General features: G+C 60.2%; 13 protein-coding genes. 4 read left to right on the top strand and 9 right to left on the bottom strand.

The window, feature by feature from the left end:
- Window positions 1–231: 231 nt before the first annotated feature.
- Window positions 232–1596, bottom strand: a complete 1365-nt coding sequence (rmuC, locus tag A7K61_RS28815; protein ID WP_169918249.1) for a DNA recombination protein RmuC — start codon at window positions 1594–1596, stop codon at window positions 232–234.
- A 175-nt stretch (window positions 1597–1771) separates the two neighbouring features.
- Window positions 1772–2095: a hypothetical protein gene (locus A7K61_RS28820; RefSeq protein WP_034128342.1), complete on the bottom strand. Its 324-nt coding sequence runs from the start codon at window positions 2093–2095 to the stop codon at window positions 1772–1774.
- Window positions 2096–2552: 457 nt separating this feature from the next.
- On the opposite strand from A7K61_RS28820, the gene A7K61_RS28825 reads away from it, so the two are divergent.
- From A7K61_RS28825 to A7K61_RS28840, 4 genes are all read left to right on the top strand, one after another.
- Entirely contained in the window at window positions 2553–2858 is a 306-nt protein-coding gene (locus tag A7K61_RS28825) for a hypothetical protein (RefSeq protein ID WP_032895920.1), read from the top strand.
- Between the two features lie 443 nt (window positions 2859–3301).
- The gene (locus A7K61_RS28830; protein WP_003193022.1) at window positions 3302–3526 is read left to right on the top strand and encodes a hypothetical protein; all 225 of its coding nucleotides are present in this window, start codon (window positions 3302–3304) and stop codon (window positions 3524–3526) included.
- 278 nt (window positions 3527–3804) lie between these two features.
- On the top strand, window positions 3805–4287 hold the full coding sequence (locus A7K61_RS28835; protein ID WP_044268450.1) for a hypothetical protein: 483 nt from the start codon (window positions 3805–3807) through the stop codon (window positions 4285–4287).
- A gap of 145 nt (window positions 4288–4432) precedes the next feature.
- Window positions 4433–5710 carry an OmpP1/FadL family transporter gene (locus tag A7K61_RS28840; protein ID WP_044268446.1) on the top strand — a complete coding sequence of 426 codons (1278 nt, stop codon included), beginning with the start codon at window positions 4433–4435 and terminating at the stop codon, window positions 5708–5710.
- A 65-nt stretch (window positions 5711–5775) separates the two neighbouring features.
- Here A7K61_RS28840 and A7K61_RS28845 read toward each other — a convergent pair whose 3' ends face one another.
- The 7 genes from A7K61_RS28845 to cobU all read right to left on the bottom strand — a co-directional run bounded on the left by A7K61_RS28845 (window position 5776) and on the right by cobU (window position 11064).
- Window positions 5776–6327, bottom strand: a complete 552-nt coding sequence (locus A7K61_RS28845) for a glutathione peroxidase (RefSeq protein ID WP_044268443.1) — start codon at window positions 6325–6327, stop codon at window positions 5776–5778.
- Window positions 6328–6477: 150 nt separating this feature from the next.
- Window positions 6478–7686, bottom strand: a complete 1209-nt coding sequence (locus A7K61_RS28850; RefSeq protein WP_014719382.1) for an MFS transporter — start codon at window positions 7684–7686, stop codon at window positions 6478–6480.
- A gap of 54 nt (window positions 7687–7740) precedes the next feature.
- Entirely contained in the window at window positions 7741–8145 is a 405-nt protein-coding gene (locus A7K61_RS28855; RefSeq protein ID WP_044268436.1) for a MarR family winged helix-turn-helix transcriptional regulator, read from the bottom strand.
- Window positions 8146–8187: 42 nt separating this feature from the next.
- Window positions 8188–8916, bottom strand: a complete 729-nt coding sequence (locus A7K61_RS28860) for an adenosylcobinamide-GDP ribazoletransferase (protein ID WP_044268489.1) — start codon at window positions 8914–8916, stop codon at window positions 8188–8190.
- Between the two features lie 2 nt (window positions 8917–8918).
- Complete coding sequence (gene cobC, locus A7K61_RS28865; protein ID WP_069558881.1) at window positions 8919–9494, bottom strand: alpha-ribazole phosphatase family protein; 576 nt, start codon at window positions 9492–9494, stop codon at window positions 8919–8921.
- Window positions 9491–10546: a nicotinate-nucleotide--dimethylbenzimidazole phosphoribosyltransferase gene (cobT, locus tag A7K61_RS28870; RefSeq protein ID WP_069558882.1), complete on the bottom strand. Its 1056-nt coding sequence runs from the start codon at window positions 10544–10546 to the stop codon at window positions 9491–9493. The genes cobC and cobT overlap by 4 nt, the downstream gene beginning before the upstream one ends.
- Entirely contained in the window at window positions 10543–11064 is a 522-nt protein-coding gene (cobU, locus tag A7K61_RS28875; protein WP_044268425.1) for a bifunctional adenosylcobinamide kinase/adenosylcobinamide-phosphate guanylyltransferase, read from the bottom strand. Before cobU ends, cobT begins: the two co-directional genes overlap by 4 nt.
- Window positions 11065–11293: the final 229 nt, after the last annotated feature.

Genomic DNA, 11293 nt, shown 5'->3' on the forward strand with positions numbered 1-11293 from the left:
CGGGGCGCTTAAGATCAAGATCACAAGCAGATCAAGATCAAGGGCGGCTCGCTTCGCATCGTGGTTACCGTTGAGCGCTGCATAGTTGTAGATAACTATGCCTATGACGGGGCTGAACTCGATCTATGTGTGGGAGCGGGCTTGCTCGCGAAAGCGGTGTTTCAGTGTTAGATGTGCTGGCTGACATTACGCTTTCGCGAGCAAGCCCGCTCCCACAATTTAGGTCCGTGTTTATTCCGGGAGATGCGCCACGCCATCCGAATCGGTCATTGCCCGCTCCAGCAGATCTGCCGGCAAGCTCTTACTGGCGCGGGCGCCGAGCAATCTTAATTGCTCGGTACGGCTGACCAGGTTCCCCCGCCCATCCGTCAGTTTGTTGCGTGCCGCGCTGTAGGCCTTGTCCAACTGTTGCAGTCGGTTGCCCACTTCGTCCAGGTCCTGGATAAACAGCACGAACTTGTCATACAGCCAGCCGGCACGCTCGGCAATTTCCCGGGCGTTCTGGCTCTGGCGTTCCTGCTTCCAGAGGCTGTCGATCACGCGCAGGGTGGCGAGCAAGGTGGTGGGGCTGACAATCACGATATGGCGGTCGAAGGCTTCCTGGAACAGGTTGGGCTCGGCCTGCAATGCCGCGGAAAAGGCGGCCTCGATCGGTACGAACAGCAGCACGAAATCCAGGCTGTGCAAACCCTCCAGGCGCTTGTAGTCCTTGCCGGCCAAGCCTTTGACATGATTGCGCAGGGACAGCACGTGCTGCTTCAAGGCGGCCTGGCCAATCACCTCGTCATCCGCCGCAACGTACTGTTGATAGGCGGTCAAGCTGACTTTGGAGTCGACCACCACCTGCTTGTCGCCCGGCAACATGATCAGCACGTCAGGCTGGAAACGCTCGCCGTCCGGGCCTTTGAGGCTGACCTGGGTCTGGTATTCACGGCCCTTCTCCAGGCCGGCGTGCTCCAGCACCCGCTCAAGAATCAGCTCGCCCCAGTTGCCCTGGGTTTTCTGGCCCTTGAGGGCGCGGGTCAGGTTGGTGGCTTCGTCCGACAGGCGCAGGTTCAATTGCTGCAGGCGCTCAAGCTCTTTGGCCAGGGAAAAGCGCTCACGGGCTTCGTTCTGATAGCTTTCTTCGACACGCTTCTCGAAGGACTGGATACGTTCCTTGAGCGGGTCGAGCAGTTGGCCGAGGCGTTCCTGGCTGGTTTCGGCAAAGCGTTGCTCACGTTCGTCGAAGATCTTGCCGGCCAGCTCGGCAAATTGCGCACGCAGCTCGTCCCGCGAGCCTTGCAGGTCGGTGAGGCGCTGCTGATGACTCTCTTGCTGCTCGCGCAGTTCGGCGCTCAGGGCCGCGGCTAAGGCGTCGAGGCGCCGCAGTTCGGTTTCCTTGGCGCTGCGGTCGAGGTTCCAGGCGTGCGCGGCGTCGCGGGCGTTATCGCGGTCGATCTGCAACAGCTCGACTTCACGGCGCAGCGCCGCCAGATCGGCTTGCTTGGCGGCATTGGCCTGGCTCAGGTCACTGATCTCATCGCGGCTGGCGTCCAGTTGGGCGGCGAGCCCTTCCTGGGCCAGTTGCGCGGTCGCCAGGCGTTCCTCCAGCAGTTCCCAGCCGGTGGTGCGTGCGGTAAGGCGCCGCTGGAGTTGCCAGCACAGCGCCAGTAGCGGCACGGCTGCGCCTACAAGCCCCAAGGCGATACTGGTCCAGTCAAACACCATAGCCATTTCTGCCATCACCGAAAAAGAGCAAGGTTAACCAAGCCTAAGGCCGCAGGACAGCTCAGTCTTCGACCTGGCCCAGTTCGCGCTGGGCGCGACGGTCGCCGGCGCGAGCAGCCGAACGCAACAAATCGTGGCCGATGCGCCGGTCACGGGCGTTTCCGCACTCGCGGCACATCAGTTGGCCGAGACGGCTCTGAGCGGCCACCACGCCTTCCCGGGCAGGCTGCTTGAGCAAGCGTCCAGCAAGATGCTTGATATTGGTACTCTGCCCCAGGCGCGGGCTGTCGAGCAGCCACAAAGCGACCTTCAAGGAAAAACGCTTGGGTGCGGTAACAGTTTGGGGCGTGTCGGTAACAGAAGGTGATACTGAGCGAAACTTCATAAAGCACTGTGGGGCAGAACGGAAGGCGCGCCACTCTACTCTTTTTTTCGTACAGGTAAAGCTGAAAAAACCCTGCACGCCCGTCCTAGAGCAAGCGCTCGGGACAATCCACAGAAGCTGTGGATAACTCAGTGGACAACCCCCCTTGAACAGGCGCAAAGCCCCATGGAACGGGGGCCGCAGTCAAACTGACGATTTTTTCACCAATAAAAAAAAGCGAGACTTTTCATTGACTTAAATTTTGATTACAGGCAAATGGGCGCACTTGCACACCCGTGACAGCAGGGTTACACCCTTGGCCACGAATGTGCACAAGTCCCGATCGGCTGGTTATATCGTCGGCGTTTTTTGATTCAACACCGGTTAAACATGTTACTGAGCGGGCAAACCCAAGGGCTTTTCAAATCTGCCTCGGCTCGCCACACTGCGCCACCGCCAATGCAAACCAGTAGGGCCGATGAAAGGAATTCTGTTATTCGCCGGGCTGCTGCTGGCCATCTGCGCGACCTCGCTTGGGATCAATGCCGCGCTCCCCTCGCCGGACGGCGCACTGTTTGCTATTGCTATCCTGCTATCGGCCGCCTTTACCGCCGTGATTCTGTGCATCGAACTCAGTGATGGCAGAATCAACGACATGGGCGATGTGATCCGCATGATCGAGACCGGGCAGTCCTTGCGGTTGACGCTCGCCGCCTACGGGTTGGGGTGCGCCCTGGCAGCGTCCATGACCGTGCTGGTGTATCGCGAGTTGCTCGGCGGCTGATCGAAGTTTTTTTGCAATCAGCCTTCCCTTCCCTGTTTCAATCCGTTACTATCCGCGGCGTTAGTACCAAGCTGAAAGTCAATTCTGGTCGAACACGTCCCCTGAACCACATGGGATCGACCACCTCGATGGTTTCCAGGTATTCCTTGCGACGACACTGCCTTTGAACAAACAAAGGGTGGCGCGAAGTTCCAATACTCTGACCGAACCAACCTGCAAATTGATCAGGATCTTCACCCCGGGCCCAGAACCTTTGCCCCTGTTGTGTTGCCTGCCCTCCTAAGTACCTACCTGCCAGCCCAAGCGCGCCTAATTTAATAGCGCTTCAAACTGGCTGCTTTGTTCCAGTCGGGTTCTTCGTTTGATCAATGGTGATCAGCGTTACTGGAACGTTTTAACGTTGCACGGTTCTTATCCGTGTCATTTGTAGGAACACCAATAATATGAACGCTCAAATCCACACTCAGGATGCCATTCGCACCCTCACCAACGCTTTTGCCCCAATGAACTGCCTGATCATGGCCGCTCGCAAAGGCTGCTTCAGCTTCACCCTGGTCAACGAACACGGCATCGCTCGTCACAGCGAACGCCTGTACCCCGATCAATACTCCAGCGCAGAACCGCTGCAGGCCGTGATCGATCGTACCCGTCAGGCACTGACTGCCTGATCGACCCGCGTCGCTGAAACTCAAAAAACCCTGTTTGAATAACAGGGTTTTTTATTGCCTGGAATTTGGCCTTGAGCCGGTGGCGCTAAGTACAAATCGATATAAACGTTATAACCGGTTGCAGAAGATTTTTTAAAAACAGTCCTTTACATCGTGAATATGACACTACACTTCAACTCAAGCGGCATGATCCGCTTACGACGGGCCTGAGATCCGATTCACCGCTGCCAAGCTCCCCTTCTCAGGCTCGTCCACTCTTTGCACGGACTGAGGCTCGTATGGGTATTGCCGCCAGTGAATTGTGTCGTTATGTGATCCGGCCGACGCTGATGTACCTCGGCCGTCACAGCCCAACAGCCGAATCCCTGTTGCTGGGCATTGCCGCCAGCCAGTCAGAACTGGGCTCGGCGCTGCATGACCGCCGCGGCCATGGCCTCTACAGCATCACCGAACCCCGCCACCGCGCCCTCTGGGATGGCTACCTGGCCTTGGACCCGGAACGCGCCAGCCTGGTGCGTGGGCTAGCCAGCCAACATGCGTTCCTCAGCGCGCCCCAGTTGGAGTTGACGGTAAATCTGCGCTACGCCACGGCGATCGCCTGGCTGTTGGTGGAACAACATCGTCCTGCCCTGCCCGCGCCCGGCGATGTACTGGCCATGGCGCGTATCTGGAAAGAAATATTCCACCCCCAGGGCCGCCTGCGAGATTTCACTCAAGCCTGGCAAACCTGTGTAAGCCCAATGAAACAGGCAACTTGTTGACCGAGCAAATTGCAAGATTCGGCAAAAAACGGCAATTTTGGTCGGATTGTCCTACAAAACCGCTCTATCTCCAGCATTACAGCCTATAGCGCGATCTGAAATTTATTGATACTTTCCGCAGCGGTGATCACACGGAGTTCTAATAATGAAAAAAGTAATGCTCAAGACCACACTTAGCCTCGCCGTTGCCATGGCATCCTCCCAACTGTTCGCCAGCGGCTTTGCGCTCAACGAACAGAGCGTGAGCGGGATGGGTACCGGTTTCGCAGGTCGCTCTTCCTCTGCCGATGATGCGAGCACTGTGTTCGGTAACCCTGCTGGTATGGCGCGCCTGGAAGGCCAACAGATCACTGGTGGCGTTGCAGCCATTGATGCCTCCACCGATATCAGCAATGTCAGCGGCCGCTCCGCTGGCAGCAATAAAGGCGATATGGTGCCTTTTACTGCCGTGCCTTTCGGTTTCTACACCAATAAACTCAACGACCAGTGGGCTGTCGGCTTCGGCGTTTATGCGCCGTTCGGCCTGGTGACCGACTACGAAAGCGGCTTCCAGGGCCGTGGCTTTGGCAGCAAGAGCGAAGTGAAAGTCATCACTTTGCAACCGACCGTCAGCTACGCCTTCAACGATCGCGTTTCCGTAGGTTTCGGCCCGACCATCAACCGCATTGCCGGTACCCTGGAATCGGACCTGACGCTGAACCCTCGCGCGCCAGACACCAATATCAAGATCAAGGGTGACGACACCGCACTGGGCTTCAACATCGGCGTGCTGGTTCAAGCCACCGATACCACCCGTGTCGGCCTGACCTACCACTCCAAGGTCAGCTACAAGCTGGACGGCCACACCGAAGTCACCGCACCGACCGCGACCTCGCCGTTCCTGCGCAGCAACCGCTATGACGCTTCGCTGAAAATCGACACCCCTGAGTCCTACGACCTGTCCGTCACTCAAGACCTGACCGACGCGTGGAAACTCTACGCCGGTGCAACCTGGACACGCTGGAGCCGCCTGAAAGACATCACCGTCAAGAACGAAGGCGTCAGCGGCGCTACTGGCGGCGCGCTTGCCCCAGGCCTGGTCAGCACGATCAAGGAAGACCAGAACTGGCACGACACCTGGGCTTACGCCGTGGGTACCTCGTACCAGCTCACCAAGCAGGTGGTGCTGCGTACCGGCCTGACGTTCGACCAGTCGCCGACCAACAACACGGATCGCTCGCCGCGTATCCCGACCGGCGACCGTACGATCTTCAGCCTGGGCCTGGGCTACCAGGTCATGGATAACATGACCATTGACCTGGCCTACTCCTACCTGAAGGAAGAGGACGTCAAGGTTTCGCGTTCCAACCAATTGGCCAGCTACAACGCCAAGTATGAAAACAGCGCCAACGGTTTCGGCTTGGGCATGACCTACAAGTTCTAACCCGCAGCCGTATAAAAAAGCCCCGCTCTCCTGTGAAGGAGGCGGGGCTTTTGTTTGGCTGGCGGTCAGGGTTTGGAAGCCAATGCCTGTTCCACCGCCTTGATCAGTTCCGGACTGTCCGGCTTGGTCAGGCTGGAAAAACTGGCAACCACATTGCCCTGGCGATCCACCACATACTTGTAGAAGTTCCACTTCGGCGCCGCGTCGGCCTGCTGCGCAAGCACCTTGAACAGGTGCACCGCATCCGGCCCCTTGACCTTCTGCGGCTCGGTCATGGTGAAGGTCACGCCATAATTCACGTAGCAGACCTTGGCGGTTTCCTCACCGGTCTTGGCTTCCTGCTTGAAGTCATCGGACGGCACGCCAATCACTTCCAGGCCTTCGCCCTTGTAGCGCTGATATAACGCTTCCAAGCCTTTGAACTGCGGAGCAAAGCCGCAGAAGCTCGCTGTATTGACGATCACCAAGGGTTTGCCAGCGAATTGCTGGCACAGGTCGATGGATTCCTTGGCCCGCAGCTTGGGCAATTGGCCCTCCAGCAACGGTGGGCAACTGGCGGCCATCGCCACGCTGCCAATAGCCATCAGGACGGGTACAGCGAGCCAGCGCATCTGCATGTCAAAAGTCCTTGAGTCGGTTCAGACCCACAACTTAACAGATCGCCATGCCCAGTTGCATCAACGCCAGGCCGCCCCGCTGCCAGCCCCACCATGCCAGCAGCAACAACACCATCCCCCCTGCCAACAGCATAAGACGCGCTGTCATGCTCATGCCGCCTCCATCTGCGCCTGTATACGTGCCACTGGCCGCTCACGCACCGGCCAATTCAGCGCGGCGGCGAGCAGGCTGAGCAAAATTGCCACCTGCCAGATCAAATCGTAGCTGCCGGTTCGATCATAGACCACCCCGCCCAGCCATCCGCCGAGGAAAGAGCCAAGCTGGTGGAACAGGAACACGATCCCGCCCAGCATCGAGAGGTTGCGCACACCAAACAGGGTCGCGACGGTGCCGTTGGTCAGCGGCACCGTGGACAACCACAAAAAGCCCATCGCCATGCCAAACAGATAGGCCGTGACTTCGGTGACCGGCGCCCACAGAAACAACACAATCACCACTGCCCTTAACAGGTACAAGCCGGTGAGCAGGCGCGGCTTGGACATGCGCCCACCAAGCCAACCCGCCGTATAGGTGCCGAACACATTAAACAGGCCAATCAACGCCAGCACCGTGGTGCCCACCGTGGCCGGCAGGTGCTGGTCGACCAGGTACGCCGGCAAGTGCACACCGATGAACACCACTTGGAAACCGCAGACAAAAAAGCCGAAGGACAGCAGCCAGAAGCCGGAGTGAGAACAGGCTTCTTTGAGCGCCTCACCCAGGGTTTGCTGGCCCACTGTGACCGCCAGCGGCCGGTCCTTGAGCATGGCGACCAGCGGCAGGATCAGCGCCACCATCAAGCCCAGCGCCAGCAATGCTGCCGACCAGCCGAGCCAGCCAATCAGGCCGAGGGTGCCGGGCACCATGGCGAACTGGCCGAACGACCCCGCCGCACTGGCAATGCCCATGGCCATACTGCGTTTTTCGGGCGCTACGGCGCGGCCGACCACGCCGAGGATCACCGAGAACGAGGTGCCGGACAGGCCAATGCCAATCAGCAAGCCTGCGCTCAAAGACAGTGACCACGCGGAGTCGGACATGCCCATCAGCACCAGGCCAACGGCGTACAACACCCCGCCGACAAACACCGCCTTGGTCGCGCCGAAACGGTCGGCCAAGGCCCCGGTAAATGGCTGCGCCAAGCCCCAGATCAGGTTCTGCAAAGCGATGGCAAAGGCAAAGGTTTCACGCCCCCAACCGAATTCGCTGCTCATCGGCGCCAGAAACAGGCCAAAGCCATGCCGTACGCCCAAGGACAACGCCAGGATCAGCGCACTCCCTAAAAGGACCCAACCACTGGTGCGCCACATCGAGGTCATTTCTTATTCTCCGTTCGCGGGTATATACCCGCTTGTAGTCGAACAAACCGCCGTTCAGGCGAGTTCATCCAGCAAGGCCAACAACATTTCGCGCTTTTCGGCGCCAAGCTTATCAATCAGTTTCTGTTGCGCTGCTTCCCACGCCGGCAACGCAGCGGCCAGCCGTTCATGGCCGGCGTCAGTCAATACCACCAGGCGGTTGCGCAAATCGTCGCCCTCCACCAACTGCACCAGCCCATCACCTTCCAGGACGCGCAGGTTGCGCCCCAGGGTGCTGCGATCCAGGCCCATGGCGTCCGCCAGGCTGGAAATGCTCGGCTGGTCGAGACGCTGCAGGTTACACAGCAGAGAATACTGGGCAACGTTGATCCCGAAGCCGTCGAGAGCGCCGTCGTAGTGCCTGCTGACGCCACGGGCGGCGCGTCGCAGGTTGGTGCATAAACATTGGGAGGCAAGCATAGAGCGTGTATATACCCGGAGTTAACCAATTGCAAGAAAGCGTTACAACGCCAGCCCGACCAACACCACGACTTCAAGCAGCTCCAGCAGTGCGCCGGCGGTATCGCCCGTGGTGCCGCCCAGACGCTTGACCATCAACTGGCGCAGCCACACGAAACACAATGCCGCCAGCAACACCGCGATGCCGCCGTTGAAGCCGCCGATCAGGATACAGGCCAACCCGCTGAGGATCAGCACCTGTTGGCCGACAATTCGCGGCAAATGGTCTGACAGTGCCTGGCCCAAACCACCCGCACGCACGTAGCGCGTGGTGAGAAACAGCGCCAGCATCGAAGCGCGTCCGATCAAGGGCGCCAGGATCAAGGCGGCGCCATTGTGTTGTTCGATCAACGCCACCAAGGCGCTGAACTTGAGCAGCAGCACCAAGCCCAGGGTGACCACCGCAATCGGGCCGCTGCGCGGGTCTTTCATGATGCTGAGGGTGCGCTCGCGGTCGCCAAAGCCACCCAGCCAGGCATCGGCGCTGTCGGCCAGACCGTCCAGGTGCAAGCCACCGCTGAGCAACACCCAGGCCGTGAGCAGCAACGCGGCGTGCAACAGCAACGGGGCGCCCTGCAACACCTGGTTGAGGCCCCATAACAGCACGCCGAACAGCAACCCTACCAGCGGATAAAACAGCAACGAACGGCCCAGCTCTTGAGGCTGCGGCATGCCCGGCAAGCGAATGGGCAGGCTGCTGAGAAATTGCAGGGCGATCCAGAACGGCAGCATCATCAGCGTCCTTCCTTCAATACGCCATCGGCCGCAACCTGCAGGCCGAACAAGGCACCGTGACCCACTTCGACATTCAGCAGTTGCTCACGGGGCAACCCTCGCGCCTGGGCCAGCAGCAGGCGCATTACACCGCCATGGCTGATCAACAGCACGCGCTGGCCAGCATAGGCCTGATGCAGCCGGGCGACAGCGCCAAGCACGCGCTCGGAAAACTGGATGACCGGCTCGCCCTGCGGCGGCGTGAAGGCATAGGGGTTGGCCCAGAACAAGCCCAGCCCTTGGGCATCGGTGTCCATCAACGCGGCCGCACTCTGCCCTTCCCAGGCGCCGAAGTGCAGCTCTTGCAAATCAGCCTCCAGACTCACCGGCACATCGAGCTGTGCCCCCAACTCCCGGGCAAACAGAGCGCAGCGTTGCAACGGTGAGCTGATCAGCCGATCCCATGGCCCCTGTCCCACCACTGCGTCACGCATCTGCTGCCAGCCCTTGACGGTCAGCGCATCGTCCAGGCTGCCACGCAGGCCACCGCCCAGTTCGGTTTCGCCGTGGCGCAGCAGGTCCAGGCGCAAGGTCATGCGGGGCGGTCCGCCACGGCGGCTTCGGCGAAGGTCGCCATCTGCCCGTGCAGCGCACACGCCAGGCGCAACAAGGGCACCGCCAACGCGGCGCCGCTGCCTTCGCCCAGGCGCAGGCCCAGTTCCAGCAACGGCTGCGCCTCGAGGCTGTGCAGCACATGGCGATGGCCCGGCTCGGCGCCACGATGGCCGAACACCAGCCATTGGCGGCACGCCGGGTTCAAGCGCACCGCCACCAGCGCGGCCACGCTGCAGATGAACCCATCCACCAGCACCACGATGCCTTCCTGGGCGCAGGCCAGGTAGGCGCCGACCAGCGCGGCTATTTCAAAACCGCCGAGATTGAACAAGGTTTGCAGCGCATCACTGCGCTGGCCGGCGTGCAACGCCAAGGCGCGTTCAATGACTGCGACCTTATGGCTGACCCCTGCGGTATTCAAACCGGTGCCAGGGCCTGTGAGGTCAGTGACCTGGCAATCCAGCAATGCGCAGGCCAAGGCACTGGCGGCAGTGGTATTGCCGATGCCCATCTCACCGCCGATAAAGAGTTGCGCACCGCTTTCCAGGGCGCGGCGTGCGCTGTCTCGTCCAGCTTGCAAGGCCAACTGCCCTTGGGCTTGGGTCATCGCCGGGCCATGGACGAAATTGGCCGTGCCCGCGCCGATATTCAGGTGACGAACGCCGGGCAAATCCAAGGACGGCGTGATGGTGCCGAGGTCGACCACTTCCAATTGCGCTTGCAGTTGCCGCGCCAGCACGCTGATTGCCGCACCACCGGTGACGAAGTTTTGCAGCATCTGGCCAGTGACCGCCTGGGGAAATGCCGATACACCTTCAGCGACCACACCGTGATCGCCAGCAAAAATCGCGATCCACAGGTGTTCTACCGAGGGCTTGGCCTGGCCCTGCAAACCTGCCAGCTGCACCGCCAGCGCTTCCAACTGGCCGAGGGAGCCGGCGGGTTTGGTCAACTGCTGCTGACGCGCCAGCGCCTGTTCGTGGGCCGCGGCATCAATGGTCTTGCAGGGGTTGAGCCACCAGGAATCGGTCATAACGCAGTACCTTTCAAAGTCAGGGGCAGGCCGGCAACCGTCAGCACAACGCGCTGACAGTGCTCGGCCAAGGCTTGATGCAACCAACCGGCTTCATCCACATAACGGCGAGTCAATTCGCCCAGCGGCACGACACCCAGACCGGTCTCGTTGCTGACAAAAATGATTTCCCCCGGCAGCGAGGCCAGGGTTTGCAGCAGGTGATCACGCTCGGATGCAAGGCGCGCCGGGTCTTCGAGCATCAGCAGGTTGGTGAGCCATAAGGTCAGGCAATCCACCAGCAGGCAGCGATCAGTGGCGGCGTTTTCGCGCAGCACGCGCGCCAGGTCGATGGGTTCTTCAACCAGGCCCCAATGGTCGGGCCGACGCTGGCGGTGCAGCGCGACGCGCTCGTTCATCTCACCGTCGAGGGGTTGGCTGGTGGCGATATAAATGACGGCAAGCCCGCTCTGTGCGGCAAGCTTTTCGGCCAGGCGGCTCTTGCCCGAACGGGCGCCGCCGAGGATCAATTGATACATGCAAAGGTCCCAGGCAAATAATGTGGGAGCGGGCTTGCTCGCGAATAGGGTATGTCAGTGAATGCATCTATGGCTGGCCCACCGCATTCGCGAGCAAGCGTGCTCCCGCGACGGCCTGACAGCCGACCGGGATGTTGGATTTGACCGCGTACATATCCGTTATTTAGGTAACGGCCACTTAGGGTTCCGCCCTGACGGCGGCTCACTTTTGAAAAGCGCAAAAGTAAGC

This window comes from Pseudomonas sp. AP42 (assembly GCF_001728935.1).
Taxonomy (GTDB): Bacteria; Pseudomonadota; Gammaproteobacteria; order Pseudomonadales; family Pseudomonadaceae; genus Aquipseudomonas; species Aquipseudomonas lactis.

Coding starts and splice junctions, on each gene's coding strand:
- A7K61_RS28820 (WP_034128342.1), bottom strand. CDS start 2,095: ATGAAGTTTCGCTCAGTATCACCTTCTGTTACCGACACGCCCCAAACT.
- A7K61_RS28850 (WP_014719382.1), bottom strand. CDS start 7,686: ATGACCTCGATGTGGCGCACCAGTGGTTGGGTCCTTTTAGGGAGTGCG.
- A7K61_RS28845 (WP_044268443.1), bottom strand. CDS start 6,327: ATGCAGATGCGCTGGCTCGCTGTACCCGTCCTGATGGCTATTGGCAGC.
- cobC (WP_069558881.1), bottom strand. CDS start 9,494: ATGACCTTGCGCCTGGACCTGCTGCGCCACGGCGAAACCGAACTGGGC.
- cobT (WP_069558882.1), bottom strand. CDS start 10,546: ATGACCGATTCCTGGTGGCTCAACCCCTGCAAGACCATTGATGCCGCG.
- cobU (WP_044268425.1), bottom strand. CDS start 11,064: ATGTATCAATTGATCCTCGGCGGCGCCCGTTCGGGCAAGAGCCGCCTG.
- A7K61_RS28860 (WP_044268489.1), bottom strand. CDS start 8,916: ATGCTGCCGTTCTGGATCGCCCTGCAATTTCTCAGCAGCCTGCCCATT.
- A7K61_RS28835 (WP_044268450.1), top strand. CDS start 3,805: ATGGGTATTGCCGCCAGTGAATTGTGTCGTTATGTGATCCGGCCGACG.
- A7K61_RS28840 (WP_044268446.1), top strand. CDS start 4,433: ATGAAAAAAGTAATGCTCAAGACCACACTTAGCCTCGCCGTTGCCATG.
- A7K61_RS28830 (WP_003193022.1), top strand. CDS start 3,302: ATGAACGCTCAAATCCACACTCAGGATGCCATTCGCACCCTCACCAAC.
- A7K61_RS28855 (WP_044268436.1), bottom strand. CDS start 8,145: ATGCTTGCCTCCCAATGTTTATGCACCAACCTGCGACGCGCCGCCCGT.
- A7K61_RS28825 (WP_032895920.1), top strand. CDS start 2,553: ATGAAAGGAATTCTGTTATTCGCCGGGCTGCTGCTGGCCATCTGCGCG.